Source organism: Lentibacillus songyuanensis (genome assembly GCF_039548255.1).
In the GTDB taxonomy this organism is placed as follows: Bacteria; Bacillota; Bacilli; order Bacillales; family Amphibacillaceae; genus Lentibacillus_C; species Lentibacillus_C songyuanensis.
Genome location: NZ_JBCLVH010000013.1, coordinates 1 through 26,466 on the forward strand (window position 1 = coordinate 1; position 26,466 = coordinate 26,466).

Annotated in this window: 33 protein-coding genes and 1 pseudogene; 28 read left to right on the top strand and 6 right to left on the bottom strand. The window is 39.1% G+C overall.

Going from position 1 to position 26,466, the window contains the following annotated elements:
- The first annotated feature begins 54 nt into the window (after positions 1-54).
- The 13 genes and pseudogenes from WMZ97_RS13230 to WMZ97_RS13285 all read left to right on the top strand — a co-directional run bounded on the left by WMZ97_RS13230 (position 55) and on the right by WMZ97_RS13285 (position 8,706).
- On the top strand, positions 55-675 hold the full coding sequence (locus WMZ97_RS13230) for an aminoglycoside 6-adenylyltransferase (RefSeq protein WP_343272566.1): 621 nt from the start codon (positions 55-57) through the stop codon (positions 673-675).
- A gap of 354 nt (positions 676-1,029) precedes the next feature.
- Positions 1,030-1,605, top strand: coding sequence for a histidine phosphatase family protein (locus WMZ97_RS13235; protein ID WP_343272567.1), 576 nt, complete (start codon positions 1,030-1,032; stop codon positions 1,603-1,605).
- A gap of 73 nt (positions 1,606-1,678) precedes the next feature.
- Entirely contained in the window at positions 1,679-2,074 is a 396-nt protein-coding gene (locus WMZ97_RS13240; protein ID WP_343272568.1) for a VOC family protein, read from the top strand.
- A 182-nt stretch (positions 2,075-2,256) separates the two neighbouring features.
- The gene (locus WMZ97_RS13245; protein ID WP_343272672.1) at positions 2,257-3,222 is read left to right on the top strand and encodes a quinone oxidoreductase family protein; all 966 of its coding nucleotides are present in this window, start codon (positions 2,257-2,259) and stop codon (positions 3,220-3,222) included.
- A gap of 135 nt (positions 3,223-3,357) precedes the next feature.
- On the top strand, positions 3,358-3,789 hold the full coding sequence (locus tag WMZ97_RS13250; RefSeq protein WP_343272569.1) for a DinB family protein: 432 nt from the start codon (positions 3,358-3,360) through the stop codon (positions 3,787-3,789).
- Between the two features lie 22 nt (positions 3,790-3,811).
- The gene (gene fosM / locus WMZ97_RS13255) at positions 3,812-4,234 is read left to right on the top strand and encodes a FosM family fosfomycin resistance protein (RefSeq protein ID WP_343272570.1); all 423 of its coding nucleotides are present in this window, start codon (positions 3,812-3,814) and stop codon (positions 4,232-4,234) included.
- Between the two features lie 204 nt (positions 4,235-4,438).
- Positions 4,439-4,942: a GNAT family N-acetyltransferase gene (locus WMZ97_RS13260; protein ID WP_343272673.1), complete on the top strand. Its 504-nt coding sequence runs from the start codon at positions 4,439-4,441 to the stop codon at positions 4,940-4,942.
- 64 nt (positions 4,943-5,006) lie between these two features.
- Positions 5,007-5,567 (top strand): annotated as a pseudogene (locus tag WMZ97_RS13265) (class I SAM-dependent methyltransferase).
- A 57-nt stretch (positions 5,568-5,624) separates the two neighbouring features.
- Positions 5,625-6,095 carry a GNAT family N-acetyltransferase gene (locus WMZ97_RS13270; protein ID WP_343272571.1) on the top strand — a complete coding sequence of 157 codons (471 nt, stop codon included), beginning with the start codon at positions 5,625-5,627 and terminating at the stop codon, positions 6,093-6,095.
- A gap of 78 nt (positions 6,096-6,173) precedes the next feature.
- The gene (locus WMZ97_RS13275; RefSeq protein WP_343272572.1) at positions 6,174-7,076 is read left to right on the top strand and encodes a phosphotransferase family protein; all 903 of its coding nucleotides are present in this window, start codon (positions 6,174-6,176) and stop codon (positions 7,074-7,076) included.
- Positions 7,077-7,470: 394 nt separating this feature from the next.
- Positions 7,471-7,893: a helix-turn-helix domain-containing protein gene (locus WMZ97_RS13280; protein ID WP_343272573.1), complete on the top strand. Its 423-nt coding sequence runs from the start codon at positions 7,471-7,473 to the stop codon at positions 7,891-7,893.
- Between the two features lie 192 nt (positions 7,894-8,085).
- A complete protein-coding gene (locus WMZ97_RS21945; RefSeq protein ID WP_405027691.1) occupies positions 8,086-8,166 on the top strand; it encodes a putative holin-like toxin in 81 nt (26 codons plus the stop codon).
- Positions 8,167-8,403: 237 nt separating this feature from the next.
- A complete protein-coding gene (locus WMZ97_RS13285; protein ID WP_343272574.1) occupies positions 8,404-8,706 on the top strand; it encodes a hypothetical protein in 303 nt (100 codons plus the stop codon).
- A gap of 703 nt (positions 8,707-9,409) precedes the next feature.
- On the opposite strand, the gene WMZ97_RS13290 is transcribed toward WMZ97_RS13285, so the two are convergent.
- On the bottom strand, positions 9,410-10,411 hold the full coding sequence (locus tag WMZ97_RS13290) for an LLM class flavin-dependent oxidoreductase (protein WP_343272575.1): 1,002 nt from the start codon (positions 10,409-10,411) through the stop codon (positions 9,410-9,412).
- An 892-nt stretch (positions 10,412-11,303) separates the two neighbouring features.
- On the opposite strand from WMZ97_RS13290, the gene WMZ97_RS13295 reads away from it, so the two are divergent.
- The 4 genes from WMZ97_RS13295 (at position 11,304) to WMZ97_RS13310 (ending at position 14,504) form a co-directional block, all read left to right on the top strand.
- Positions 11,304-12,470: a hydroxymethylglutaryl-CoA synthase gene (locus tag WMZ97_RS13295; protein WP_343272576.1), complete on the top strand. Its 1,167-nt coding sequence runs from the start codon at positions 11,304-11,306 to the stop codon at positions 12,468-12,470.
- 152 nt (positions 12,471-12,622) lie between these two features.
- The gene (locus tag WMZ97_RS13300; RefSeq protein ID WP_343272577.1) at positions 12,623-12,970 is read left to right on the top strand and encodes a zinc-ribbon domain-containing protein; all 348 of its coding nucleotides are present in this window, start codon (positions 12,623-12,625) and stop codon (positions 12,968-12,970) included.
- A gap of 25 nt (positions 12,971-12,995) precedes the next feature.
- Positions 12,996-13,769 (top strand): class I SAM-dependent methyltransferase, encoded by a 774-nt coding sequence (locus WMZ97_RS13305; RefSeq protein ID WP_343272578.1) that lies wholly within the window; start codon positions 12,996-12,998, stop codon positions 13,767-13,769.
- A 141-nt stretch (positions 13,770-13,910) separates the two neighbouring features.
- Positions 13,911-14,504 carry a class I SAM-dependent methyltransferase gene (locus WMZ97_RS13310; RefSeq protein WP_343272579.1) on the top strand — a complete coding sequence of 198 codons (594 nt, stop codon included), beginning with the start codon at positions 13,911-13,913 and terminating at the stop codon, positions 14,502-14,504.
- Positions 14,505-15,070: 566 nt separating this feature from the next.
- Here the strand turns inward: WMZ97_RS13310 and WMZ97_RS13315 are convergent.
- The 4 genes from WMZ97_RS13315 to WMZ97_RS13335 all read right to left on the bottom strand — a co-directional run bounded on the left by WMZ97_RS13315 (position 15,071) and on the right by WMZ97_RS13335 (position 17,597).
- Positions 15,071-15,208, bottom strand: coding sequence for a YjcZ family sporulation protein (locus tag WMZ97_RS13315; protein ID WP_343272580.1), 138 nt, complete (start codon positions 15,206-15,208; stop codon positions 15,071-15,073).
- Between the two features lie 46 nt (positions 15,209-15,254).
- Entirely contained in the window at positions 15,255-15,362 is a 108-nt protein-coding gene (locus WMZ97_RS13320; protein WP_343272581.1) for a YjcZ family sporulation protein, read from the bottom strand.
- Between the two features lie 630 nt (positions 15,363-15,992).
- Entirely contained in the window at positions 15,993-16,346 is a 354-nt protein-coding gene (locus tag WMZ97_RS13330) for a YolD-like family protein (RefSeq protein ID WP_343272582.1), read from the bottom strand.
- Positions 16,347-16,367: 21 nt separating this feature from the next.
- A complete protein-coding gene (locus tag WMZ97_RS13335) occupies positions 16,368-17,597 on the bottom strand; it encodes a DNA polymerase IV (protein WP_343272583.1) in 1,230 nt (409 codons plus the stop codon).
- A 260-nt stretch (positions 17,598-17,857) separates the two neighbouring features.
- Between WMZ97_RS13335 and WMZ97_RS13340 the strand changes: the two genes are divergently transcribed.
- The 9 genes from WMZ97_RS13340 (at position 17,858) to WMZ97_RS13380 (ending at position 23,309) form a co-directional block, all read left to right on the top strand.
- Positions 17,858-18,445 carry a histidine phosphatase family protein gene (locus tag WMZ97_RS13340; RefSeq protein ID WP_343272584.1) on the top strand — a complete coding sequence of 196 codons (588 nt, stop codon included), beginning with the start codon at positions 17,858-17,860 and terminating at the stop codon, positions 18,443-18,445.
- Positions 18,446-18,769: 324 nt separating this feature from the next.
- Complete coding sequence (locus WMZ97_RS13345; protein ID WP_343272585.1) at positions 18,770-19,558, top strand: LysM peptidoglycan-binding and 3D domain-containing protein; 789 nt, start codon at positions 18,770-18,772, stop codon at positions 19,556-19,558.
- Positions 19,559-19,851: 293 nt separating this feature from the next.
- Complete coding sequence (locus WMZ97_RS13350; protein ID WP_343272586.1) at positions 19,852-20,100, top strand: NUDIX hydrolase; 249 nt, start codon at positions 19,852-19,854, stop codon at positions 20,098-20,100.
- On the top strand, positions 20,087-20,278 hold the full coding sequence (locus WMZ97_RS13355) for an NUDIX hydrolase (RefSeq protein ID WP_343272587.1): 192 nt from the start codon (positions 20,087-20,089) through the stop codon (positions 20,276-20,278). Before WMZ97_RS13350 ends, WMZ97_RS13355 begins: the two co-directional genes overlap by 14 nt.
- Entirely contained in the window at positions 20,275-20,799 is a 525-nt protein-coding gene (locus WMZ97_RS13360) for a GrpB family protein (RefSeq protein ID WP_343272588.1), read from the top strand. Before WMZ97_RS13355 ends, WMZ97_RS13360 begins: the two co-directional genes overlap by 4 nt.
- Before the next feature lie 77 nt (positions 20,800-20,876).
- The gene (locus WMZ97_RS13365) at positions 20,877-21,284 is read left to right on the top strand and encodes an NUDIX hydrolase (RefSeq protein WP_343272589.1); all 408 of its coding nucleotides are present in this window, start codon (positions 20,877-20,879) and stop codon (positions 21,282-21,284) included.
- A 26-nt stretch (positions 21,285-21,310) separates the two neighbouring features.
- On the top strand, positions 21,311-21,859 hold the full coding sequence (locus WMZ97_RS13370; RefSeq protein ID WP_343272590.1) for a Rossmann-fold NAD(P)-binding domain-containing protein: 549 nt from the start codon (positions 21,311-21,313) through the stop codon (positions 21,857-21,859).
- 35 nt (positions 21,860-21,894) lie between these two features.
- A complete protein-coding gene (locus WMZ97_RS13375) occupies positions 21,895-22,071 on the top strand; it encodes a hypothetical protein (protein ID WP_343272591.1) in 177 nt (58 codons plus the stop codon).
- A 386-nt stretch (positions 22,072-22,457) separates the two neighbouring features.
- Positions 22,458-23,309: a VOC family protein gene (locus WMZ97_RS13380; RefSeq protein ID WP_343272592.1), complete on the top strand. Its 852-nt coding sequence runs from the start codon at positions 22,458-22,460 to the stop codon at positions 23,307-23,309.
- A gap of 198 nt (positions 23,310-23,507) precedes the next feature.
- Here the strand turns inward: WMZ97_RS13380 and WMZ97_RS13385 are convergent, their stop codons facing one another.
- A complete protein-coding gene (locus tag WMZ97_RS13385; protein WP_343272593.1) occupies positions 23,508-24,428 on the bottom strand; it encodes an aldo/keto reductase in 921 nt (306 codons plus the stop codon).
- A 115-nt stretch (positions 24,429-24,543) separates the two neighbouring features.
- Here WMZ97_RS13385 and WMZ97_RS13390 point away from each other — a divergent pair, with 115 nt between their 5' ends.
- Both WMZ97_RS13390 and WMZ97_RS13395 read left to right on the top strand, forming a co-directional pair.
- The gene (locus WMZ97_RS13390; protein WP_343272594.1) at positions 24,544-25,089 is read left to right on the top strand and encodes an NUDIX hydrolase; all 546 of its coding nucleotides are present in this window, start codon (positions 24,544-24,546) and stop codon (positions 25,087-25,089) included.
- 3 nt (positions 25,090-25,092) lie between these two features.
- On the top strand, positions 25,093-26,265 hold the full coding sequence (locus tag WMZ97_RS13395; RefSeq protein WP_343272595.1) for an endonuclease Q family protein: 1,173 nt from the start codon (positions 25,093-25,095) through the stop codon (positions 26,263-26,265).
- Positions 26,266-26,466: the final 201 nt, after the last annotated feature.

Consider the following 26,466-nt stretch of genomic DNA (forward strand, 5'->3'; position numbering starts at 1 on the left):
TAAGATGCAGGGGTCTGTGAAACAGGAAGCCCCATCTTCAAGCATTCTGATAGGATGGTAAGGTGGGGTCATTCACTGCTATTTACTGATGGGAATCGAATCGATCTTCACATTGAAACAAAAGAGAATATGATCGAAGGCTATGGGCATGACAAACTGACAGTGCCATTATTAGATAAGGACAACTGTTTGCCGGCTATTCCTAAACCAACCGATACAGATTACCATGTAACAAGGCCTGCGGAATCGATGTTCATGAGCTGCTGTAATAACTTTTGGTGGTGCCAGCAAAACGTTGCAAAAGGAATCTGGCGGGATGAACTGCCTTATGCTATGCAAATGTTTGAACATGTGATCAGAGCTGAACTCGATAAAATGGTGTCATGGTGGATGGGAATGAACAATCACTTTGAAGTATCAACAGGGAAAATGGGGAAGTATTTTAAGCATTATCTTCCCGAAGATTACTGGGAGATGTACAAAAAGACTTATAGTGATGGGAATTATGAGCATATGTGGGATTCCATTTTTGCAGCCTGTCATCTATTTCGAACTTTAGCTAATAAGACCGCGGTATCTTGTAAGTTTTCTTACCCGCATAAAGATGATAAAAATATGACGAATTATCAAAAACACATTAAGAATTTACCCACGGATGCTGAGAAAATTTATTAATAAATGGTGCACATAAAATAGACAGTTGGAGGCATAGCTCATTAACAGTTTTGGCACGCGGTTAGTTTATGAATTTACGCTATCCATGATGGTAGCTGGCATTAAAATTTGATGTATTCGAACCTGTCATTCAATTAAGGCAGACCGTAATTGAAAAAGAACCTTTAAGCTATAGTTAGTTCATCAAAGATCGGAATTAATTTTGACGGGGAAAGTCGATGATGAATTAATAAAAAATGAGAATTGGGCAACCCTCAGTATCCCTAAAGGAAAATCAGAAGAATATTTACAACGAATGCAGAAAAGGCATCAGTCATAAAATAATTTAACAAACAGCACATTTTTGGAGGAAATATGGAATTAATTTTTGTTAGGCATGGACAGGGACAACACACACTAAATCCACCAGACAGTTTATATATGGAGAATCCCTCATTGACTGAAGCAGGCAGGGAGCAGGCATTATTATTAAGGCATAACCTTCCTTTAGATAACGGAGACATCGTTATCATTAGTCCTACAAGGAGAACGTTAGAGACAGCCTATTATTGGGCCGGGGATTCTAATGCTGATTTAATAGTAACTCCAGTTGTTTCGCCAAGAATGTTTCCACAAAAAGCGGGGAAAATCACGCTTCCGTGTGATGAAATAATAAGAAAAGAAAAAGTGAAGTGTGTATTACCTACTTGTTCCATAGATCAGCATTCATCTGATAATCTATGGAACAATGGAATAAATACAATGGCTGATCAGGAGTTCAGGATTCTTGGAGGAAAATTTCTTAGGTGGTGTAAACAACAATCAAAAGAAAAAATTTATATTGTTTCTCACGATGGAACGATCACATCATATCGCCAATTAGTTTCTACACGTTTATTTTCCAGAAAGGATTTCCTTGAAGATGCAGCTTGGGTAAGCGAACGGTATTAAGCAAAAAGGTGATATATGGGAGAAATTTGATTAACAGTTTGGCACGTAAAATCAATTAAAAGGGGTGTATTTCATGTCCAAGGGTTTACTGCATCATATTGAGATATACGTTTCAGATTTAAACAGATCAATAGAATTTTGGGGATGGTTCCTTGAAGAATTAGGATATAACGCTTTTCAGGAATGGGAAAATGGACGAAGCTGGAAATTAGAAGATACCTATATTGTATTTGTACAAACGGAAGAACAATTTCTGGATGTTCCATACCATAGGTGCCGAGTCGGACTTAATCATCTAGCATTTTACGCGGAATCGCGTCAACACGTCGATGCAATAACCAAAAAATTGGAGGATATAGGCATTAATATGTTATATACGGATAACTATCCATTCGCTGGGGGGAAAGACCATTATGCCGTTTATTTTGAGGATCCTGATAGAATAAAGGTGGAACTTGTTGCGCCGTAATAATCGATTTTGGAATATCCGTAAAAAGTAATGGTGATCACATTTGACCATATTCGGCATCATATTAAACCAATATATAAATGGCTAGAGACTCTATAGCTTTTGAAATAGTTTAATAGCTCGTCAAATTATCAAATAATTAATTAATCATGTACGATATACAAATTATAAATAATTTGGAAATGAAAGCTGTCAGTCAAAATGAATTTGGTGATGCGCGTGTACTTTCATACAAAGACATGGAAATACCCGTAATAGGTCAAAACGAAGTCTTAATAAAAGTATCCTATACAAGTGTCAATTATGCCGATATTAAAAAACGGACGGGCAATAAAGGTGTCGGTAATTTTCCATTTGTGCTTGGACTAGATGCTGCGGGAACAATTGCAGAGGTCCCTGTTAATTCCACTTTTTCAAAAGGCGATCGCGTGATAGCTTTCCCGAAAAATGGCTCGTATGCCGACTATGTTGTGGCCAATGAACAGCTAGTATTTAAAATTCCAGATAAACTCTCATTTGAACAGGCTGCAACCATGCCAACCGTATCCATTTTATCGTATATTTTACTATATGAAATTGGGCAAGTGAAAAAATCAGATACCATTGTTATACATAGTGCTGCAGGTGGTGTGGGATCGATGCTTGTACAATTAGCAAAATTGGCTGGTGTACAAAAAATAATTGCAACGGTAGGTAACGTGGATAAGCAAGAATATGTGAGAAGATTGGGTGCTGATATGGTTTGCACGTATGAAACGTTTGCGAATGTAGCTCTAGACCAAACAAATATGAAAGGGGCAAATATCATCTTTGACTCCGTTGCTGGGGAAGTTACCAGCAAGAGTTTAGCGTGTTTAGCATTATATGGTACACTGGTTCAATTTGGCAATAGCAGTGGAAAGGCTGGTACTTTTAAAACAAGTGACGTGCATAGCAGCTGCAGAAATATCAAAGGGTTTAGCTTAGGAACAACCAGAAAGCACGATCCGGCCAGATTAGCTCCTGTTGCGGCGCATGTTTTGGACCTGTTCACTGCGAACAAAGTCTCTATTCCTATCGCCCAAATATTCAAATTACGTGATGCCTCACTTGCGCATAGATTAATGGAAAGTCGAAACTATACGGGGAAAATTTTGCTTAAGATTTAAAGGGTACATAAATCACGTTTAAGTGCAGGGAGGAGAATGACATATAGCCATTTTGATTAGTTTACGGATAAATGAAAGGAAATTTCTTAAGGCATAAAATTGAAGTAATAAAGTGTTAATTTAAAGGGGGTAGTTATGGATACACGTGGTTTTCTATATGCCGCTAATATGACCAACGCTTTGGCAAGAGAAATTCCGGAAAATAAATGGGACGATCGGTTGGTTGAAGAATTAGGATCACTTAGAAAATTATTCATTCATATCATTCGTGTTAGGAATGTTTACAGAGATGGAATTTGGACTGGTATGGTTGAATTTCCAGGTGACCTTCTCCCAGTAGGAATTAGTTTGATTGAGCAATTAGTAAGGTCCATGAATGAATTAGCTTTTGCATTTTCCCAAGCAAGTAATCAATGTATTAAGGTAGGCGAAGAATATTTATCTATAGAAGAATTGTTAAACACAGCGGTACAACATGAAGGTATTCATCAGGGACAGTACTTTGTCGCTTTAAAAAAAGCAAAGATAAGACTACCAGAACAATGGATTCGAGATTGGGATATGTAACCAATATTTGGAGGTGGTGTAGATGTCCATAAATGGTCTTAATCATTTTTTATTTTCGGTTTCTGATTTGGAAAGGTCTATTGCTTTTTACCAAAAGGTATTTGATGCAAAACTTCTGATTAAAGGGAGAAATACGGCATATTTTGATTTAAATGGTATGTGGCTGGCACTTAATGTAGAGAAGGATATTCCTCGTAATGAAATAAGCCAATCCTACACGCATATCGCCTTTTCAATTGATGAAGCAAAATTTGAGAGCGTGTACCAGGAATTAATGGATTCGGGCGTAAATATTTTATCCGGCCGGCCAAGGGATGAAAGGGACAAGAAGTCTATCTATTTTACTGATCCAGATGGTCATAAATTTGAATTTCATACGGGTACCCTTCAAGATAGGTTGGATTATTATAAACAAGAAAAGCCGCATATGGAATTTTATGATTAACAGGGTTTTCCATAACTTAATTTTTAAAGATGAGATTTAAACGCAGCAAAAACGGCCAAAAAACCAAGGCAATAAGATGAATTTTATGTTGAATAAATGGGCGATTTACTTCTGGGATCAGGATCCACATATATTTTGTAAAAAAATCATCTTATCGGCTCTAGCAATTCTCAACTAAAAGGTAGGGGAATAATTTTGAAGGTTATGGAAACAAAACGCTTATACCTCCGACAGTTGTTAATGGAAGATAAAGACGAATTATCAAGGGTGCTTTCTGATTCGGAATCTATGCAATATTATCCTCATCCCTTTAGTGAAGAAGAAGTTCGCAATTGGATACAGTGGAACATGGAAAATTATAAGAGATATAACCATGGATTGTGGGCAGTGATTTTAAAAGACGGCGATAAATTCATAGGTGATTGTGGGATCACAATGCAAACCATTAAAGGCGAAACCGTACCGGAAATCGGCTTTCACATTATTAAAGAATATTGGAATAAAGGATATGCAACAGAAGCAGCTTTTGCTTGTAAGGAATATGCGTTTCATGTCTTAGGATACACGAAGATATTTTCTTATACTACTCTAAGAAATATTTCATCACAAAAGGTTGCAGAAAAAATCGGCATGAAAACCTATACGTTTTTTGAGAAGAACGGGGAGCAACAGATCGTTCAGTGTACACAGGACGATCGAGAAAGATGATCATCCAAAATAGTGACAAAAGTGCCGTTTAACGAATGGGAAATATTCCATAAGAGGTGAGCCGTTGACTATAAACCAAGAACAGATAAAGCTGGTGATTGGGGCTGGGAAGTATAATAACAATCCGGGTTGGATACATACACAAGAGGAAGCAATTAATTTGTTAAATATAAACACGTGGAAGGAGACATTCGATTATTATTCGATTACTGCAATATTAGCCGAATATGTTTGGGAACATCTTACATATGGAGAAGAAGTATAAGCTGCAAAGATATGTTATAAATTTTTGACACATTCTGGATATATTCGATGTGCTGTTCCTGATGCCTTTTTTCCAGATGAAGCCTACCAAAATATAGTTAAGGTGGGTGGACCCGGTCCAAGTGAGCATCCCGCAGCTAGTCACAAAATAGTACATAATTATAAAACGTTAAAGAAACTGTTTGAAGCTGCTGGGTTTGAAGTTGTTCTACTTGAATATTGTGATGAAGAAGGGAAATTCCATTACAACGAGTGGCATGGAAGGGATGGTGTTATCTTTCGTTCAAAAAAATATGATCCAAGAAATAAAGGAGATAAACTGGTCTTTCCATCATTAATTATCGACGCAATAAAGCGTTAAGTGCTAAACAAAATAGCAATTTTGATCCGATAATGAATTAGAAAAGGAGATTCCTACATGACCGTAAAATTACTGCCCATGAACAAGGAAACATTTAAACAATATTATCAACACCATTTAAAAGAATACGCGAATGAACATGTAAAAGCTGGAAATTGGGAGGAAGATGAAGCAATTAAAAAGGCGCAAGATGAATTCAATCAATTATTACCTGAAGGGTTAGCAACGAAAGACCATGTTCTTTTTTCTGTTTTGCATGAGGAAGAACAAATAGGAAATTTGTGGTTGCACATCCGGATAAAAAATCAGGAAAAACAAATTTTTATCTATGATATCGAACTTGATGAGAAACAACGTGGAAAAGGGCTAGGAAAAGCAACAATGGAAGCCCTTGACGATTATGCAAAGTCAGAAGGGATTAAACAAATACGCTTACACGTTTTCGCGCATAACAAAAGAGCCATGGCCCTTTATAAGAAGATGGGTTATGAAATGACGGATTATCACATGCAGAAACGATTATCATAGCGTTCATACTAAAATACCACTTGTTTCAAATCGTTTCGCAGTGAAATTGTACACAGCATTAACAAGGAGTTGTAGAACATGGGAAATGAGTCACTTGAGAAGACAAGAGATTTTCTAAGTTTCCTTTTTCCCGATTTGGTCATTAAGAAGATTTCGCCTCTTGGGGAAGGCTGGGACAGTAAGGCTTTTTCAGTGAATAAGAGCGTTGTTTTTCGAATCCCCAAGCGAACTACAGTGGCCCGTCGAATGAAGACAGAAATACAACTACTACACGCAATCAAACCGTATTTGTACTCTACTCAGATACCTGATATCAAATGGATTGGTCCGGCTAGGGATAACCTGGCTGTTTCAGCTATTGGATATCCGAAAATCGAAGGCGTTCCATTTTCTAATATAGTTCAAGGGACGGAAATGAATCACATTTTTCCTGAAATTGGTCAGTTCCTCAATGAACTTCACACTGTCCCTAAAAGTGTGTTCCAGACGGAAAAGGTGCCATGGTTCCGCTGGACAGGAGACGGGAGTGAATCCGGCCCTGATGGATGGGAGATAGGGTTACGTACATTTACGGAGCGAATTCGTGTGGGTGTGTTACCACTCCTTTCAAAGTCTACAGCTACTGCAGTAGATAATGAAATCAATATCTTTTTAACTAATAAGCAGAATTTTGGGTTTGAACCTGTCCTTCTTCATGGTGATCTGACTCAAGAACACATTCTTGTCAATAAAGAGACTGACACAATCGGTGTTATCGATTTTGGGGACAGTGGATTTGGCGATCCAGCTTATGATGTATGGCCACAGTTAACGCCATATTATTCGCGCTGCGGTGTTGATGAAACATTTAAGATAAGACAGCGGTTCTATCGTAAATTAGCACCTTTTCACGGTGTTATATCTGGGTTGATGGTAGAGGATGACGAGATGGTGATAAAAGGATTAGATGAAATTGAACGAGCATTTGGAACTGTTTTTTGATTAAGATCTATTAATGGAAAAATTGAAAGTTAGACGCTCGAATGGAACAAAAAGGCTGAAGGAGATATTCATGACTTTCATGGATTAGAAGCGCATACTGCAGTAATCAAACTGTTTTCCGGCAAAAATGAAAGCTTGAACAAAATGTATTTTTTATGTGTGCACAGAATATGTAATAAATAAAGATGCAAACAGAACGGGATCCGATTGACCATTCAATTGGATCCCAATCAGGACATCATTTGTTCAGGAGAGGTTGTCCAGATTTTTAGCCTTTTCTCCCTTTGTCAAATGTTTCGTGAATAACGTCAATAACATCTTCTTTATCATTATGCTTGATCATTTTCGTCACCCTTTCCATTATCCATTTTTCCAACTGTGAGGTGATTTATACATGAAAACCGTGACAATAAAACTGAAAGATGAAACGTACGACCAATTAAAGGAAATAACATCGCTGGAAAACCTGATTAATCGACACCGTGACAAAAATCGAAGCGATGATTACCAAATGGAGGAGTTTGTTGTTGGCTGTATCATGGAAAAAATTGAACAAATTAACCAATTTGACAGCCTTAATCCTTTTCTGAAACACACAAAGCAGCCAGTCATTAAAAATCGATTTAAAGAAATAGCGAAAAGTAAAAATATCTACATAAAAGATATTGCCGACCAATTGAATATGAAGCCGCCAAACATAAGCAAAATTTTCAATAATGCATCCCAGCCACGTCTGGAATTGTTTATTAAAATTTGGCTGGTTTTAGGTTGCCCGCCGTTACATAAATGTATTTACGTTGACGAAGATTCGAATTGATGCTTCGTCTTTTTTGTATCATTTAAAAAAATGGAATAGGACAAGCTGATTCACCCATATCATTAAATATAATAATTCATGAAAAGGTTATCAAAAACGATATGGTAAATATGCTTCATGATTAAGACATGTGATACAGAAATGGATAAAACAGCACAACCCCTTTAAGTCAAACAGAAAGGGAGATGCGGCATGTCTGTATTCGAGACACTTGTTCTAATGATTTCGTTTGCGACATTGATGGTTGCAATCATGTCGGAACAAAAGAAATAAATCCTTAGGGTACGCATTACAGCATTCCCCGTAATTATTTTTGTATTTTCTCTGCGTACGTTTTAGAATGGTTTACAAGGAGAGATATAAAAATAGGGAAACGTAAGAAAAAGAAACTACACACACCAAGACAAAAGCTAATGAAACAACCACAGCGTTTGCAATCAGCCGAACACTGGATTCCAAAGTACCTTGTAAAAGGCTACAGCAATCGCTTTGGTGTAAATAAACTTTGTATTGGAGATGCTCGGTTACACCTTTAGTGAAGCGTACAAACAGCAGTTAAAAGACAATGAGGTGCAAAAGCAGCGAGAAGCGGAAAAACGTAAGGAACGACGTAAACAGGAGCAAATGGCTGAAGAATGGGATGATTTTAGCGATGAAACGTTTGCCTTTATTACTGGCTATACCTCTGGCGGCGCACCATTTGGTGTAACATGGGAAGAAATGGAAAATGGCCAAGACTTTCATACGGATTCGGACTTTTACGCCTATGACGGACCAGATGATAAAGAGACTAAATCGAAATGCCAAATTTGACATAACTGATGATGAATTACCATTTTAGAAACGATGAAGAATTTTACCAATTAGAGAGTAAGATGGTGGTATTAAAGATGGGCAAGCATAATAAAACAAGTAAATGGATATTTACTATTGGAATATTTCTCTTCGCTCTTGGCTTTGCATTTAACCATGGGACAGATACCACTGAATCCTACACATACTTTTCCAAACCTTTAATTGTATTAGGCTTAATCGTGGTCATCGTCTCGAATTTCCTAAAAACAAAATCAAGAAGATAAATTGGAATAGCACGTTTACGCCCTATTATAAAGGACAGGTGCATCTGATCCCATTTTATCCAGCTCATACAAAAGTACACTGGACAAAAAATAGGGAGATACAGGACATTCAAGTGACAGTAAAAATTGCCGGACTAGACGCGTTTTAAAAAGCCGCTTCATGCCGCAACATGAAGCGGTGCAAGGAACAAAGGCTAAGTTCGCAACGTCCAGTTGCAACGCCTTTGTGACCTGCATCGTGCAGGCCCGAACAGAATCGGACCTTTACGGGCAGTTGACCCCCCACTTATCTTTTTTTGTTTCACCTCAAAATCTTGAAGTGGGAGTCTTACTGCCAGTTAAGGCGGGATTAAATCAAATAAAACATTGTGAAAATGAGCCTAAACGGTGGGAGGCTTAATTTCGTTGGGCATAGTCAACGCCAGCAGCGTCCCACTTTATTCTCCATCCACCACTTCTTTCAAAATCTCATACGAACGTTTTTGCTTATCCTTGTCATAAATATACGATACGGCCATGAGTTCATCCACGTTATATTTCTCCTGGAAACTGGTTAGCTGTTCTCGAATCGTATCTTTACTGCCCATTAACGTCATACTGGACATGGACATAGCTGCTTGTTTCTCTTGTGAACTCCAGAGCTCATCCATGTTTTCGACTGGTGGACTGAGTGGTGTTTTTGCTCCACGAATAACATTTAATGCAAATTGCTGTAAGGTTGTGCCTTCAAATTTCGCCTCTTGATCTGTTTCATCCGCAATGACATTGAGGCACACCATCATATATGGCTCATCCAAGTATTCCGATGGTTGGAAGTGCTCGCGATAAATCGAAATGGCATCCTCCATAAATCTAGGAGCAAAATGGGAAGCAAATACATACGGCAATCCCAGTTCAGCTGCTAAATGAGCGGAGTTTGGGGAAGATCCAAGAATATAGATTGGGATATTGGTGTCCACACCCGGATATGCTTTGACGAATCCTTGGCTTTCTTCCGGCCCGAAATAGGTAAGTAGCGATTGGATATCATTCGGAAATGTATAGACTGTATCGCTATTTGACCGTCTTAATGCGCTAGCGGTTAACTGATCCGTTCCAGGCGCCCGTCCCAGTCCTAAGTCCAGACGATCTGGATAGATGGTAGCCATCGTTCCGAATTGTTCCGCAACAACCAAAGGCGCATGGTTCGGCAGCATGACTCCGCCGGATCCAACACGAATATGCTCCGTATGTTCCAGCGCATGTTTAATCAAAATGGAGGTAGCAGAACTTACTAATGTGGATGTATTATGATGCTCCGCTATCCAATATCGTGTATAGCCCATCTTATCGGTAGCCTGTGCCAAATCGACCATATCATCGATCGCTTCCTTTGCGCCGCCACCCTGGCGAATGGGAGCTAGATTTAAGACCGATACAGGAATATTTATAGTTGCCATAGCAATTACCTCTTTTCTTGATAACGTTTCGCATTTATTGTAGCAATAAGTTTAGGTGAAACAAACTTAATTGCTTGGTACCAGTTGTAGTGGGGGATTGAGTCGCTGATAAAAGCCGCGAAACCGCTGATAAATGACTTTGAATCGCTGATAAAATATACAAAATCGATGTATGAACAACGACAAAATCTTTTTCCCGTAGCTTAAAAAAGAGAAGCACCTTTAGTGGATTCCCACCAGAGACATCTGCAAAAAAACATACCTAATCCAAAATACAAAAGTATGTGTTTTCTTTTTTAAAAAAATAGGATATACTATATATGAATAGTCATACAATAATAAAAACCGTAGACGCTGTAACGTCTACGGTACAATAATAGACCGAACCCCATCAAGAGGGACGGCGTATTTAGGTTTAATAACCCCTAACGCGTGTCAAGCATATGAGGGGTTATTTTTTATCGTTTTTATCGGACATCATAAACGCTATTAACATCCTAAAGGATATCATAAGCGTTAAACAATTAATGTCCATAGGCGTCACCTCCCTTCTTGGAATCATCCAAAAAAGGAAAAAAGGTACGCCACCCCTCATATGAAGTCAATCTATTGTTACATAACTTTATAGCATGTTTTGTTTAAAATGGAGATTTAGATGTTGCGATATTTCTTCCAATTTTGTATTGTTTGAAAGATATTCATATCGATGAAATACTCGTTTATAGTAACGTTAACCTTTTCATTGTCTTCCCCACTCAATTATATTATCATATATAATGTTGACTAAAAGATATATTAATATGTGAAAACAATCACTATTACAATGTGGCTTGGAAATTTATTTCCCTGACACATGATTAGTAAATTTTCTATAAAGCAGGGGAGAAGAACATTGAAAATCGGAATTGATAAGATCGGCTTTTATACACCACATTTATATGTAGACATGAACAAACTAGCTGTCAGCAGAAATGTAGAACCGGAGAAATTTACAATCGGAATTGGTCAGGAAAAGATGGCGATTCCATCCCTTACTCAGGATGCTGTTTCGCTTGCAGCCAATGCGGCACTGGAAATATTGGATGATGCGGATAAAGAAGCGATTGATTTTGTTATCTTTGGGACCGAGTCAGGGATCGATAACTCCAAATCGGCGGCAGTTTATGTCCATAACTTATTAGGGCTTCCTTCAAGTGCCCGAGCGATTGAAGTAAAACAGGCTTGTTATGGGGCAACTGCCGGGATACAAATGGCAAAGGGTCATATTGCCTTAAATCCAGATAGTAAGGTATTGGTACTAGGCTCAGATATTGCAAGATATGGCTTGAACACATCCGGTGAAGCAACCCAAGGGGCAGGAGCGGTGGCACTATTGATCAGTGCGAATCCGAAAATCATGACACTTGAACAGCATCATGCCTACCATACTTCCGACATCATGGATTTCTGGCGACCAATTAACTCTGACATCGCGTTTGTGGATGGAAAATTTTCCAACGAACAGTACATTGCGTTTTTCAATGACGTTTGGGAACAGTACAAAGAAAAAACTGGCCTGAAACTTCATGATTATGAAGCAATCTGTTATCATTTACCATACACAAAGATGGGAAAAAAGGCATTACGCACCATTTTGGATGAAGGAAGCCAAGCGGATCAGGAGCGGTTGATGGACAACTATCAAATTAGTACCTCGTATAACCGGATGGTTGGCAATATTTATACGGGGTCATTGTATTTGAGTTTGTTATCGTTACTGGAACAAAAAGAGGACTTGGAGGCTGGATCCAGAATCGGTTTATATAGTTATGGCTCGGGGGCAGTAGGAGAGTTCTTCAGTGGAATTTTGGAAGCAAATTATCGGAAAAACCTTTATATAACGCAGCATGAAAAGCTATTTTCTGAACGAACGGAGCTAACTGTTCCTGAATATGAAGCCATTTTTTCGGAAATCTTACCAACGAATGATGTGGAATTGGATATCGCTCAGGATCCAGCAACCATCTGTTTTGCAGGTATAACCGATAATAAGCGTCAGTATGTAAATAAATCAAAATAAATGCAAATGCAACTAAAATATCAGAACCATAGTGAAAGTCAATGCTATGGTTCTATTTTCATTTTCTTGTTAGGTTTGAGTAGAAAAGTATATAATAATAGTAAATTTAATTGGAATGGGCTTGCTACTTTTCTAAAGAAAGGACAATCAAAATGGAATCAACAATCGAATCATTACCGGAAAATGAAATTCTGACTATATTGCGCGCTGCAGATGAGATTATTGCGCAAGGCGGCCGGAATATAATTAACATATTAAACTCCGGGAAACAGGTTGATCGTAGCGAAGCATTAGAAAGGCAGAAGGAATTGGACGAGCTGTTACAAGGGTCTGCGCCACATGATTTATGGTTGAAATGCTGGGAATGTGGCGAACGCTTTCCATTTACAAGCGGTGAACAAAAATTTTTTAAAGAAAAGGGATTTCAATTGCCGAAACGCTGTCCAAGCTGTCGGCAAGAACGTAAATTTGAGCAGTTCTTTGGAATAGTAGACGAGTAGAATGCATGTGAGGGAGCGTTCGTGAATGAATAACTCTGAAATAATAAATGATCCATGGGATGCAAGTCTTTACGATAAAAAGCACGGATTCGTTTCCAAATATGGAAATGACGTCATCGACATATTGGAGCCAAACAAGGGAGAGTCTATTCTCGATCTCGGATGTGGAACTGGAGATTTAGCAAAAACCCTTCATGATCTGGGTGTTCAGGTTATTGGAATTGATACATCAGAAAATATGATCAGCCAGGCGCAGGCTAAATATCCATCCATCACATTTCAAGTCGGCAATGCTATAGAATTACCATTTGATGAAAAATTTGACGCAGTATTTTCCAATGCGACAATACATTGGATAAAAACGCCTGAGCAGGCACTGCAATCCATTTATCGAAGTCTTAAAAAGGGCGGACGTTTCGTAGCTGAGTTCGGCGCAAAAGGAAATGTAAACAAAATTACGGACTCCATCGAAAAGCAGTTTGCCATGTTAGGTTTAGCCTACACCCGAGAACATTTCCCTTGGTATTTTCCAAGTATCGGCGAATATACGACATTAATGGAAAATGCCGGTTTTAAGGTTACATATGCCAGACACTTTGAACGTCCGACGCCATTGGAAAGTAGCAATGGTTTGAGAAATTGGATCGAGATGTTTGGTAAATCAATGTTCAGCGGATTGGATCATAAAACGATTCAAAAAATAATTGCCGGTGTGGAATATGATTTGTGGGATACGATGTTTCAGGATAGCCACTGGATTGCCGATTATGAACGAATTCAGGTTAAAGGATTAAAGTAATGCCTTGTTTGAGCTGGAAAAAAATCCTTCGTGGATTTAAAATACTGGCAGTTTTTTTTGTTTCTAGCAGCCTAATTTTATTAGGTAAAACTACAGAGAACCAACGGCAAATGAACAAGAAATAAATTCCGAGGTGAAGTTATGGATAAATGGTTCCCACGTCTATATGATATCGCGATGCTGCCTTTTGAACGTACCCGTTTCAGAAGAATTCGCCAAGATTTAGTCGGTACTGCTACAGGAAGCGTATTGGAAATTGGTGCGGGAACAGGACTGAACTTTCCATACTATTATCAGGCACAACAAGTAGATGCAGTGGATCCAAATCCATTAATGGAGCAGCAATCCTTAGCGCGAAAGAGAGCCGCACTCGTACCAATCAGAACCCATCTAGCCCAGGCAGAAGAACTCCCGTTTGCCGATAATACGTTTGATACTGTTGTTGCAACACTTGTTTTTTGTACGATTCTAGATCCCGAGCAAGCAATAAACGAAATAGTACGCGTCAGCAAACCTAATGCGCGCATTTTACTATTTGAACATGTTCGCATGAAGCAAACGCTATTAGGAAAAGCACAGGATTGGTTAACTCCAGTTTGGAAGAAAATTTGCGATGGCTGTCACTTAAATCGTGATACGTTGGTCTTGCTTAAGCAGACTGATCTATCGCTGAAGCATGTCGACTCCTATTTTGATGGATTGTTCTTGGTGATGGAAGCGACAAACGAGAAGTAATCCCGATAAACCATTAGGAATAACCTTCATTGCAGAAATTGAATGCCTAATGAAGGTTATTCTTTTTCAGTATTCGATTAATTCTTTAAAACAAATATCTGTCTTGTTGTTATCTACTACTATAGTTTTAATCGCAGCTCGCCAGTACGTTTCATTACAAATACCCCCGTAACCTTACTTTTTACGGTTTATTAGAAAACATTGTAATAGTATGTACTTCCTTCGGTTTTTAGATAGTTTATATATACCGTTCCCCGGTATTGTATTAGTGTATAGTATGAAGAAAAGGGGGTATAATGATTAGATGTTTATTCATATGGAAGAAAACAAGCTGACAAATGTCTATTTATTGTAAAAATAAACCAAATACAGTTAGTCAAAATAGACAAGCAGGGGGTATTCCGCTATTTGTGTAAGTTTTTATATTTACGCATTATACATTAGGGGGGTATTGTATTAATCGGAATGGGGGAATAATTAATTTTTCATCAAAGATAAACAGACTGCCAGTAATCTGACAGCCTGCAATACCTTTGTATTTTTTGGCATGCATGAACGCTACTGGATTAGCACCAGCATGCGCCAACGATAATAAGAAGGATAAACAGTACAACGATCAGCGCAAAACCACCGCCACCAGTATTACCGACAGGCGCAGCGCCATATCCGTATCCGCCACATCCTCCACAACATCCGAATCCCATTTAAAATTCCTCCTTCGATTTAATTTCATTCATGTTCATTTATTTTTTAATATCCATATCCTCCGCCGACATAGGCTGTACCTACAATAATTAATAGGATAAACAACACTACTATCAGGGCGAATCCACCACCATAACCAACAGCCTCACTCATTAATTATCACCTCCCAATCGTGTACTATTACTATATGTGATTCATGAGCAAATGTTAGGGACAGTATCCCAGTTTTGAGGATAGTATTAAAAAATTGATTACATTCGATGAGAAAGTAAAGATAAAAAATAGATATTAATCAGAACGATATATCATTTATGTAATGGGTTACATTTTTAACCCCATAATTCAAATAGTAAGTGGTTTATATCATGGCTTCGATAAGGGATGTCGCTACATTTGCAGGGAATGATGAAAACTAAAATAGTATTATGAAGTGGTTGGAACTCGATCTAAGAAGGCAATAGTTAATCCGTGTGTGACTGGGCTATTTCCTCGACCCTGATCTTATGCGGAACTCATGATGTGCAATGTCCGCTGCGTTATTCTATCGAAATGAATGATTTGATTCCGAATTCTAAGTTCGTCGTCTTCCGTAACAGTAATCATTATCCGTTCCTAGAAGAAAATGAATTATTTCAACATGAATGTCTTAAATTTTGGAAAAAGGCTACAGATTGATCGGAATGCAATGGCATTGTCCCTGTCACTAAAAATTTATCCCACTCTTAACGGGCAGTAAGACTTCCGCTTAGGATGTTGAGGTGAAACCTCTACTGAAGTTTCACTTTATTGATAAGGTGTAAGGATTGTAATATCAATAATTTCCACCATATCAATCCACTCACTGTCCTCCGCTGAGACTAATTTCAATTGTTGTCCAGGGATAATCTTTTGGATTTTCCCTGTCACATAGCGATCATGATAGGGATGAAAAAGCTGAATCCGCAAATCAAGATCCTGTTTCATGGCGTCGGAAATTGTTTGGGAAAACAAAGTCATTTGCTGTTCGTCGATCATTGGCTTTGTTCGTTTGGTTAGTTCTTTTTGATGTTGGCGAATCCGTGCCTTATGCTCTGGCAGCATCATCCGGCTGGATTCCCACATTAAATTCTGGCCAGGAGTTAATTTGTTTGGTTTCATTTTACATTCCACCCTTTCATTTTACTTATAATGCCCGCCAATCTTCTCGGCCCGATCAAACGCTTGCCCGGCATTTGTTAGAGACGCTGCTCGAACGATAGCGGTTGGTCCATATTTTGCGTGAATCATGTCCATTGCTTTAGCAAGTTGTTCCTTTTTCAAGGAAAGATCGAAAAAACTTAATTGCAAAGGGTTGGCTGGCTGCAGTTGTGATAAGGTAATTCCAGCACTGCGAACGGGCTGTCGATCCCAGTGCATACGAAATAAATACAATGCCGATTGAAAAATATCCATGCCAAAATTAGTTGGCGTTGCAAGTTTTACCTGGCGGTGGAAACCGGTCGGAAAGGTAACGTTCATCCCCTGAATGCCGACCGACACGGTGTTGCCGCGATAACCGCTGGTACGGGCTCGTCTGGCAACTTCTTCACTCAATTCCAGTAAAATTACTTTTATTTCATCGAAGGTTTCATAATCTCGGGGCAGTGTCATATGATGGCCAACCGCTTTTTGACGGTCATGTGTCTTTGTTGTTACCGGAGAGTAGTCAATCCCGTTCGCAGTTTGCCAGAGAACCTGCCCATTGATGCCCCAGCGTTTGGTTAATGCCTCCGCAGAAAAAGTTGCCAGCTGCCCAATAATGTGAATGCCCATCCGCTGCAGGTGCTGTTCCATTCGGCTCCCGATTCCGAACATCTTACCAATCGGGAGCTTCCACATTGTTTCTTTCATATTGGATTGATCCAACTGAAAAATCCCATCGTTATTTTTCTTAGCAAAGGCATCACAAGCGATTTTCGCCAATAGTTTATTCGGTCCAATCCCAATCCGCGCATAGACGCCTGTTTCTTCCATAATTTCTTTTTGGATCTTACGGGCAATGGTGAAAGGATCACCAAATAGCTTTTGGCTTCCCGTCACATCTAAAAATTGTTCATCAACAGAATATACTTCAACGAGGTCTGTATAATGCTCCAATATTTCAGTGATTTGACACGACACATCGATATATCGCTGCATCCGTGGCCTGACCACAATAGCTTCAGGACATTTATTTTGTGCTTCCCATAATGCTTCAGCCGTTTTCACTCCATATTTTTTAGCAATAGGGCAGGCCGCTAGAATAATCCCGCTCCGCCGTTCTGGGTCTCCTGATACAATGACTGGTTGGTCTTGCCATTGTGGGTTTTCCGCTTTTTCCACGGAAGCATAGAATGTTTGCATATCCACTAAAAAAATCACACGTTTCATACAAATCCTCCCCTGAAGGAAACTAACGTTCGTATATCTATTATATGCGAATGGATGTTCTTTATTCAATGGAAATTTGTAGAATACAAGGAGAAAAGCTGACAGTTGTTCCAAATAACTTTTAGTAAGTTGAACGATTCCGAAATGGATCACTGGTGAGCGAATACTATGATAAAATGATGAAAGAGTGAACGACACACACGCAGAATAGGAGAGCAAGGATCCTACCTGTAAATAACATGAAGATCGGACGTGAAAAAATGATAAAAATTGGATTTGTACGCCATGGCGTAACAGATTGGAATCAGGAGGGGAAGGCACAAGGAAGTGCGGATGTCCCGTTGAATAACGAGGGACGCAGCCAAGCAGCAACACTTGCTGAGCGTCTGCAAACAGAGGATTGGGACGTAATGTATGCTAGTGATTTGGCTAGAGCTAAAGAAACCGCTGAAACAATTGCAAACAAAATGAACGACATAACGATTCATTTCGATCCCAGGCTGCGTGAAGTTAGCGGCGGATTAATTGAGGGTACAACGGAAGCGGAACGGGTTGCAAAGTGGGGTGTCGATTGGCGAGAGCTGGATCTAGAGAGGGAAAGTAATAATAGTATTATGACTAGAGGCAGATCTATCTTGAGCGAAATCCTCCATAAACATAATGGAAAAAATATATTAATCGTCAGTCATGGCTCTTTTATTAAACATCTGCTTAGAGAATTGCTTCCTGACGATGATGTAGAAGCATCACTTGGCAATTGTTCACTGACTATACTGCAAAAAAATAAAGATGGATGGAAGTTAGAACTGCATAATTGCACGCAGCATATCATGACACATTCCTCATAATGTGGAATCAGATCTGCAGAGCAAATGCTTCCAAAAGAAAAGAATAGTATCAATCACGCCCTTGATGACAGCGGCCTTACGCACGCCCGTAATATCAAGGTAAATATGTATGCGAATACCACAGTTGATTTAACTGTGGTATTTTCTTTTTAGGAATGGAGCGGCTCTGCATATTATATACAAGGGATAAAGCGGATAGAACCAATTCAGTTTAATGTATTCCAATTGTAATGTTGTCCACAATTTGTAACCTTTTTAAAAACAAGCTGTAACCATAAATGGAGAGATCCGGTCGTACGATGTAATTAAAAGGGGGACAACATAATGAAAAAATTACTAGCGTTGTTTGCGGGGTTAATGATATTCAGCTTTTCTGCAATGAATGTATCTGCGGCTGAGTATGAGGTACAAAAGGGAGACACGCTTTGGGATATAGCAATCAACCACGATACAACCGTGGAAGACTTGATGAATATAAATGGGTTGAAATCTACCTTTATTTATCCGAAACATGTATTGAAACTTCATGAAAGTGACATAGAGTATTACATAGTACAAAAAGGCGATACACTAAGTGAGATTAGTGAAACATATGGAGATGGTGTGACGGTCCGGAAGTTGAAAGCATGGAATGATCTTCCGTCGGATTTAATTACTATTGGACAGAAATTGATTGTAAATGGACCGAAAACAACACAGCAAAGTGCAGAGGAAACAACGAATACAACAGATCAAGACGTAGGAACGGAGTCAAATGATGTTGCGACAGCCAGCAAAGAAACAAGTAAACCTCAAAAAGAGGAACAACAAACACACGCAGACGGAAGAACATTATCTGTTGAAGCAACTGCTTATACCGCTTATTGCGATGGATGTTCCGGGGTTACTGCAACTGGGTTAGATTTAAGGGAGGATCCGAATGCCAGAGTAATTGCGGTTGATCCTAATGTTATTCCACTTGGTTCAAAAGTTTATGTGGAGGGCTACGGGTATGCTGTGGCCGCAGATACCGGCGGTGCTATTAATGGAAATAGGATAGATGTCCATGTTACTAATGAGGATCAAGCGAATAACTGGGGGAGGCGAACGGTAGAAGTTACCATTGTGGAATAAAATCCAATTGGCTTGTTACCAATGACATACGAAAGATAATTGATATAAAATGAAAAGTGGTATCGGATTCTATTTCTGATACCACTTTTTTAATTTTCAACCATTTGAAAGAAGTATTGGCTTGTTTATGTTAAAATGAAAATTGTGTTAAAAAGATATAAAGCACTCAGGGCAGCATTGCGGCCTGTATGAATGAACAAATCGACTTTAAACCAATCGATACCAGATGATCCAGTTATAAAAAAAGATCGGTGGACAATTTGGTTAGCTGAGAAATGATGGGGGGAGAGTAAATGAAACAATGGTATGGTGCTGCAGGGGTCTGTATCAGCGAGCTAGGTAAAATACTTATGGTCAAGCAAGGATTACCCGGAGAAAAGAAATTATGGACCATTCCATCAGGGGAAAAGAATCACAACGAAACTTATGAAGCCTGTTGTATTAGGGAGATTAAGGAAGAGACAGGCTATGAAGCAGGCGTTATGAAACCGTTGTTTATCAAAGAAAGTATGGAGGGGGTATCAGGGTGTGCACTATTTTGAAGTTGAAAAGATTGGCGGCTGCTTAGCAATTGAAGATCCGGATCATTTAATTTTTGAAGTAGACTGGAAATCGGCTGATGAGATAGAAAAATTGGACCTTTCCTTTGAGGAAGATAGAAAATTTTTACTGGATTTCATTCGAGCGAGAACATTCTTTAAAAGGAGCGAGCAGAATTGAGACAGGTTAAGATAACACCCTATAATGAGGACTGGCCTACTAAATTTACAAAAGAAGCGAACATACTGGAGGAGATTTTTGGTTCTGAAATTGTTGACATTCACCATATTGGGAGTACATCGATAATGGGATTAAAGGCTAAGCCAATTATTGATATCATGCCAGTTGTAAAGGATATTAATAATGTTGCTTTATTTAACGATGCAATGAAGCAGATCGGGTATGAAGTAAAGGGAGAAAATGGACTGCCAGGGCGGCGATACTTTCAGAAAGGTGGAGATAATCGAACTCATCATGTTCACATCTATGAGCGTGACCATCCTGATATCAAACGACATCTCGCATTTCGGGATTATTTACGCATGCATCCCGATGTCGCTAAACAATATGGGGATTTAAAGGAGGCATTGACTCAACGATTCCCTCATGATATCGCATCATACATAAAAGGAAAAGAACAACTTGTTTTGACAATAGAGAAAAAAGCCCTGACATGGTATTGTAATGAAATGATCATGTAGATTGGCAACTGAAATTGGAACAAGAAAATAGGAGTTGCTGGAGATTTTAAATTAAAAAATGAAAAGAGGTTAATGATATGACACAACCTAAACATATCGTTTCAGCAGCAACCATTGTGCTAAACAGCCAACGTGAAATTCTATTAATTAAAGGCCCCCGTAGAGGCTGGGAAATGCCTGGTGGTCAGGTAGAAGAGGGCGAATCATTAAAGGACGCTGCTATCAGGGAAACAAAAGAAGAGTCAGGAATCGATACCGAGATTACTAAATTTTGCGGAGTTTTTCAAAACGTAAAAAAATCAATTTGCAATACATTGTTTTTAGGCGTCCCCATTGGCGGAGTACCTACTACTAGTCCAGAAAGTTTGGAGGTTGGCTTTTTTCCGATTAATACAGCGTTAGAAATGGTTACGTTGAAAAATTTCAGGCAGAGGATTGAATACTGTTTAGATACGCAAGTTCACCCGTTCTATGTTGAATTTTAAACTACTTTAAAAGGAGCCAAGTAGACATGCATGCACTTATCATTGGGGGAACAGGTATGCTGACGAATGTTTCCAAGTGGCTTATTCAGCATTCAGTACATACTACCGTAGTGGCGCGAAATAAAGAAAGATTAAATCGTCTTCAACCTGATGAGCCAAATAATGTAAGTGTCGATCTCCTTTCCTTGGATTATAAAAATACGGAAGCGTTAAGCGAGCACATTAAACATGCCCTAAACTATCATGGAGCAATTGATACAGTAGTTGCATGGGTACATCGGGATGCTCCTCAGACGATACCCGTCATTTTAAACGAAATCAGGGATCAGCAACAAAAAAACTATCATTTTTTCCACATTAAAGGAAGTAGTCAAAATCTAGCATCCATTAAATCTCGGTTATCAGTCCCATCTATGTGCCAATATCATACCATTCAACTGGGCTTTGTTGTAGAAGGGAATTATTCCAGGTGGCTAACTCATGAGGAAATAGCAGATGGTGTAATTAACGCTGTTATACAAAAAGAGGAAAAAATGGTCATAGGGCAGTTGGAACCGTGGGGTATGCGGCCATAATTTAACCCTATGGAATTTTTTGGGAGGTGCCTGCAATGAATAGAAAAATGAAAACATGGCTAGGATTAATCGCTAGTCTTCTCATATGTAGTTATGGTGTTTATGGCCTCGTGACGAAGGATTCGATATCAAGCTTGTCATTTGTCCCGATCATTCTGGCCGTTGGTGGGTTTATTAGTTTGATCGCTAGTGTTATGGAGTTAAAAAAATGATTTATCCTACTACGCTTCACGGAGAGTTTTAAGGAAGGTAAGTGAGAGTCAACAACATGACAAAGTCTGTTTCTGCCCTCCACTTGCCCGATGAAGGTCACAAAGGTGTTATAACTCAGATGCTTGAGAACTTAGGCATAATTTCTTTATTAAAGTGCAGATGAATTGGCAAGCTAAGAACGCCACATTCTTATGTCTTCGCCTGCACTAGGGAGCAAAAACCCCCACTGAATCAAGTTTTGCGAGAATAGGTCATTGGCTATAATGAAAATAAAACATAAATCAGTAGAAACTTGTTTATAATCAACAATTATGCTATTATACTTACATAAAGTAACTTAGTATATAATAATAATTAAAAACCTTGGGTGAAGGGATGAAACTGATTGGAAAAGAATTTTTTTGAAAAAACGACATATGTAGGTGAAGTGAGTATAAATGTAACAGATCTGGAAAAATCACTGTCTTTTTATCAACATATCATTGGATTTCGTATTCTGGATCAAACAAAAAGGAAAGCTGTATTAACAGCAGATGGTAAAACGGCTCTTTTGACATTAGAGCAACCGGAAAATGTAGTGCCGAAAGAGGGACGGACAACCGGATTGTTTCATTTTGCTATTTTGCTTCCCTCACGCGCTGATCTTTCCAGTTTTTTGAGGCATGTCGCCAAGGCAGGCGTGCAGCTTGGTGCGTCCGATCATTTAGTAAGTGAAGCATTATACCTTAATGACCCTGATGGTAATGGGATAGAAGTATATCATGATCGGTTATCGAATGAATGGGACTGGTCGGATGGGCAGGTAATTATGTCGACTGAGCCGCTTGATGCCAGCAGTCTGCTTGCAGATAGTGATCAGGAATATAACGGATTGCCTGAAGAGACTGTTATAGGGCATATCCACCTGCATGTTGCAAATCTCAAAAATACAGAAACGTTCTATGTGAATGGACTTGGTTTCCGGGTTGTGACACACTATCCGGGGGCATTGTTTACCTCAACCGGAAACTATCATCACCATATTGGCATGAATATATGGAACGGGGAAGATGCATCGGCCCCTTCCGAAAATAGTGTTGGACTCAATTGGTATTCGCTTATTTTTGCGAATAACGAAAGTAGGGAGGAAAGGGTGAATAGCCTAAGACACTTGGGAGTATCCGTAAAACGGGAAAATGAGATATACGTTGTCAAGGATCCATCCAAAAATGAAATTCATTTGTTAGTGACAAATTAAAAAAATTGTCTTATGGCGCTGTATAGCTGTGAGTTACCTTTTTACTTTAATCCCAGCAGTTGGTGCCGCAAGTTTTCCCAATGGAATTCGACTCTGGCGCCTCATTTTTAAGCAGGAAAAGCCTCGTTATTTTTATGCTTTCTTTACGAATAAAAAATAGGATCGCCATGAAAACATGGCGATCCATCTACAGGAAGATTAACGATGGTTCGTATATTGTGCCGGTTTCGTAATAGCTTGTAATGCTCGATATTTTTCATCTGTTAAGGCTGCTGCCTCATTAATTGCAGCATTTTCAGCAAGCTGTTCCTCAGAACTGGCTCCAAACACAGCACTTGCCACCGCTGGATGCTGGAGTACGTATTGAAGGGCGACGGTATTGAACGATGTTTCTACTCCAATGATGTCTTTTATTTCATCATAAATATGAACCAATTCCTCATACGTATAATCCAAGTAGCCGTCCTGCGATTTGCGTTCGATCTGCTTTCTGCCATTATTACTTAAAATTCCTTTAGCTAATGGTCCACGGGCAAGGACACTGATTTGCTTTTCTGCCAGCAAGTCCAATGTTTCTTCCTCTGGACGGCGATCGAGCATACTATATTGCATCATGACTCCATCAATATTAGAACGTTTGACATATTCCCTAATCACATTTGGACGGATAGAAGATATGCCATAGGCGCGAATAAGCCCCTCTTGTTTTAAGTCTTCAAATGCTTCGATGGATTCGTCAATGGGATCATCCAAAGTTCCGCCATGTAGCATATAAAAATCGATATAGTCTGTATTCAATCGTCGTAAACTATCTTTCAAGCCTTCTTTAATGTGTGCTTTGGACGGATCCCAGAACCAATCCTTTGTGTCGCGATTAAAATGATTGCCTACTTTTGATGTCAAAATAATTTGTTCCCGTTTTCCTTTGATCGCTTTACCAACAATTTCCTCATTCAGCCCAAAATCGTACAAATCGGCAGTGTCGAGATGATTTATTCCGGCGGCCAAAGCGTGTTCCATAATGGTTTGTGCTTGTGTGCTATCCGTGCCCAGTGACATACAGCCGAGTGTTAAATCGGATATATATAAATCGGATGTTCCAAGTTGATTTTTTTTCATTTCCATACCCTCCGTTTCCGATAGCCTATTCCCATTGTAAAAATAGCCGTCTGTAAACTCAAGTTTTTCAGTTGTGTTAAAATAGGGAATAGCATATTTAGATAAGGATGATCACATGAAAAAATTTGAAGAGAAAACCATTCAATCAAAGCAGATATATGACGGCAAAGTGGTTAAGCTACAAGTGGATGAAGTAACCTTACCGGATGGGAAGACCGCTAAACGGGAGTTGATCAAACACCCTGGAGCGGTGGGGATTATTCCGGTTACCAAAGACAAAAAAATTATGATGGTAGAACAATATCGGAAACCGCTTGAAAAATCATTGGTGGAAATTCCGGCAGGTAAGCTGGAACCTGGAGAGAAACCAGAAGTAACGGCGGTAAGGGAATTAGAAGAAGAAACAGGGTTTACAACGAACTCGTTACAATTTGTCACTTCTTTTTATACTTCTCCAGGATTTGCTGACGAGTTAATGTACCTCTATCTAACCGATCATTTAGAGCCCCTAACAAAAAAAGCGGCTGGAGATGATGATGAATTTGTTGAACTCATCGAATTAACCTTGGACGAAGCAAAACAATATGTCAACGATCACCGCATACATGATGCGAAAACAAACTATGCGATACTTTATTTAGAAATGTTGGAGATGATGTAACCGATGTTGCAAACGTATTTTGCCGATATGCATATCCATATCGGCCGGGATATGTATGATAAAGCCGTGAAAATAACTGGTGCGAAAACACTGACGTTAACAAATATATTAAAAGAGGCAAGCAGAAATAAAGGGATCCAATTGGTCGGTGTAATTGATAGCCATGCACCGGCTGTTCAGCAGGAAATTAAACAATTAATCGAAAATGGTGCCGCCTTTGAACTGGACAATGGCGGGATTCGCTTTGAAAAGGTAACACTTATTTTGGGATCAGAAATTGAAATTTATGATGAAAATTGCAAAGGTCCGATTCACGTTCTCTGTTTTCTCCCAACTCTAGAAAAAATGGAACGATTTTCTGAATGGCTAACGACAAAAATGAAGAATATTACACTAAGCTCCCAACGCTATTATGGAACAGCTAAAGCGTTGCAGTATAAGGTAAAGGAATTGGGAGGCATTTTTATTCCAGCCCATGTGTTTACCCCGTTTAAAAGCATGTATGGCAAAGGGGTGCGTCAGTCGCTGACAGAAGTATTTGATCCCGATTTAATTGACGGTATTGAACTAGGACTGAGTTCCGATACGGATATGGCAGATCAAATTAGTGAATTACAGAATTACACGTTTGTTTCCAACTCGGATGCGCATTCGTTAGCAAAAATTGCCAGAGAATATCAGGAAATAAAAATGGACGAGCCCTCGTTTCGTGAATTTTATTGGGCCCTGCATGGGGTGAATGGGCGAATGATTACGAAGAACTTTGGCATGAATCCGCAATTAGGAAAATATCACACAACCGTATGCAGCAATTGTGAGGCGCAAGTTGCCTATCAAACGAAGCAATGTCCGCACTGCGGTTCAAAAAAAATTGTTAATGGGGTATTTGATCGTATCCAGGAGCTCGCGGATGCTACGTCTGTTACGCGAAATCGACCACCGTATTTGTATCAAGTGCCACTAGAATATTTACCAAAACTTGGTCCAAAGACATTCCAAAAACTATTAGATCGGTTTCACACAGAAATGTATGTTATTCACCATGCTACATCAGAAGAGTTACAAGAAATCATCCCGGAAAAACTAGCAGCTTCTATTATTCAAATGCGAGAGGGAAACATGACGATTCAAGCTGGCGGCGGCGGAAGATATGGGCGGATTGCACAGTCAGAGTAATAAAGTGAAACGTCAATGGGTACTGGAGCTGGCAAGGCCGTTACAGATTGCTTCGAAACAAAAAACAACTGGAATAAAGTAATTTTGGTATTTTTAACAGGAATTCTTCATAGATTTGAATTATAGACATTGTATAAAAACGGGTTGTTTTACTTTGTCACAGGTGACAATGGGACAAGATTTCTATCCTGCCTGAGATAA

Excerpts from the sequence above, each read along its gene's own strand:
- WMZ97_RS13275 (WP_343272572.1), top strand. The coding sequence starts at position 6,174 with ATGGGAAATGAGTCACTTGAGAAGACAAGAGATTTTCTAAGTTTCCTT.
- WMZ97_RS13235 (WP_343272567.1), top strand. The coding sequence starts at position 1,030 with ATGGAATTAATTTTTGTTAGGCATGGACAGGGACAACACACACTAAAT.
- WMZ97_RS13320 (WP_343272581.1), bottom strand. The coding sequence starts at position 15,362 with ATGAGTGAGGCTGTTGGTTATGGTGGTGGATTCGCCCTGATAGTAGTG.
- WMZ97_RS13245 (WP_343272672.1), top strand. The coding sequence starts at position 2,257 with ATGAAAGCTGTCAGTCAAAATGAATTTGGTGATGCGCGTGTACTTTCA.
- WMZ97_RS13365 (WP_343272589.1), top strand. The coding sequence starts at position 20,877 with ATGACACAACCTAAACATATCGTTTCAGCAGCAACCATTGTGCTAAAC.
- WMZ97_RS13395 (WP_343272595.1), top strand. The coding sequence starts at position 25,093 with ATGTTGCAAACGTATTTTGCCGATATGCATATCCATATCGGCCGGGAT.
- WMZ97_RS13370 (WP_343272590.1), top strand. The coding sequence starts at position 21,311 with ATGCATGCACTTATCATTGGGGGAACAGGTATGCTGACGAATGTTTCC.
- WMZ97_RS13310 (WP_343272579.1), top strand. The coding sequence starts at position 13,911 with ATGGATAAATGGTTCCCACGTCTATATGATATCGCGATGCTGCCTTTT.
- WMZ97_RS13335 (WP_343272583.1), bottom strand. The coding sequence starts at position 17,597 with ATGAAACGTGTGATTTTTTTAGTGGATATGCAAACATTCTATGCTTCC.
- WMZ97_RS13280 (WP_343272573.1), top strand. The coding sequence starts at position 7,471 with ATGAAAACCGTGACAATAAAACTGAAAGATGAAACGTACGACCAATTA.
- WMZ97_RS21945 (WP_405027691.1), top strand. The coding sequence starts at position 8,086 with ATGTCTGTATTCGAGACACTTGTTCTAATGATTTCGTTTGCGACATTG.
- WMZ97_RS13375 (WP_343272591.1), top strand. The coding sequence starts at position 21,895 with ATGAATAGAAAAATGAAAACATGGCTAGGATTAATCGCTAGTCTTCTC.
- WMZ97_RS13345 (WP_343272585.1), top strand. The coding sequence starts at position 18,770 with ATGAAAAAATTACTAGCGTTGTTTGCGGGGTTAATGATATTCAGCTTT.
- WMZ97_RS13330 (WP_343272582.1), bottom strand. The coding sequence starts at position 16,346 with ATGAAACCAAACAAATTAACTCCTGGCCAGAATTTAATGTGGGAATCC.
- WMZ97_RS13315 (WP_343272580.1), bottom strand. The coding sequence starts at position 15,208 with ATGGGATTCGGATGTTGTGGAGGATGTGGCGGATACGGATATGGCGCT.
- fosM (WP_343272570.1), top strand. The coding sequence starts at position 3,812 with ATGTCCATAAATGGTCTTAATCATTTTTTATTTTCGGTTTCTGATTTG.
- WMZ97_RS13305 (WP_343272578.1), top strand. The coding sequence starts at position 12,996 with ATGAATAACTCTGAAATAATAAATGATCCATGGGATGCAAGTCTTTAC.
- WMZ97_RS13230 (WP_343272566.1), top strand. The coding sequence starts at position 55 with ATGGTAAGGTGGGGTCATTCACTGCTATTTACTGATGGGAATCGAATC.
- WMZ97_RS13385 (WP_343272593.1), bottom strand. The coding sequence starts at position 24,428 with ATGAAAAAAAATCAACTTGGAACATCCGATTTATATATATCCGATTTA.
- WMZ97_RS13350 (WP_343272586.1), top strand. The coding sequence starts at position 19,852 with ATGAAACAATGGTATGGTGCTGCAGGGGTCTGTATCAGCGAGCTAGGT.
- WMZ97_RS13290 (WP_343272575.1), bottom strand. The coding sequence starts at position 10,411 with ATGGCAACTATAAATATTCCTGTATCGGTCTTAAATCTAGCTCCCATT.
- WMZ97_RS13340 (WP_343272584.1), top strand. The coding sequence starts at position 17,858 with ATGATAAAAATTGGATTTGTACGCCATGGCGTAACAGATTGGAATCAG.
- WMZ97_RS13240 (WP_343272568.1), top strand. The coding sequence starts at position 1,679 with ATGTCCAAGGGTTTACTGCATCATATTGAGATATACGTTTCAGATTTA.
- WMZ97_RS13270 (WP_343272571.1), top strand. The coding sequence starts at position 5,625 with ATGACCGTAAAATTACTGCCCATGAACAAGGAAACATTTAAACAATAT.
- WMZ97_RS13300 (WP_343272577.1), top strand. The coding sequence starts at position 12,623 with ATGGAATCAACAATCGAATCATTACCGGAAAATGAAATTCTGACTATA.
- WMZ97_RS13390 (WP_343272594.1), top strand. The coding sequence starts at position 24,544 with ATGAAAAAATTTGAAGAGAAAACCATTCAATCAAAGCAGATATATGAC.
- WMZ97_RS13250 (WP_343272569.1), top strand. The coding sequence starts at position 3,358 with ATGGATACACGTGGTTTTCTATATGCCGCTAATATGACCAACGCTTTG.
- WMZ97_RS13260 (WP_343272673.1), top strand. The coding sequence starts at position 4,439 with ATGGAAACAAAACGCTTATACCTCCGACAGTTGTTAATGGAAGATAAA.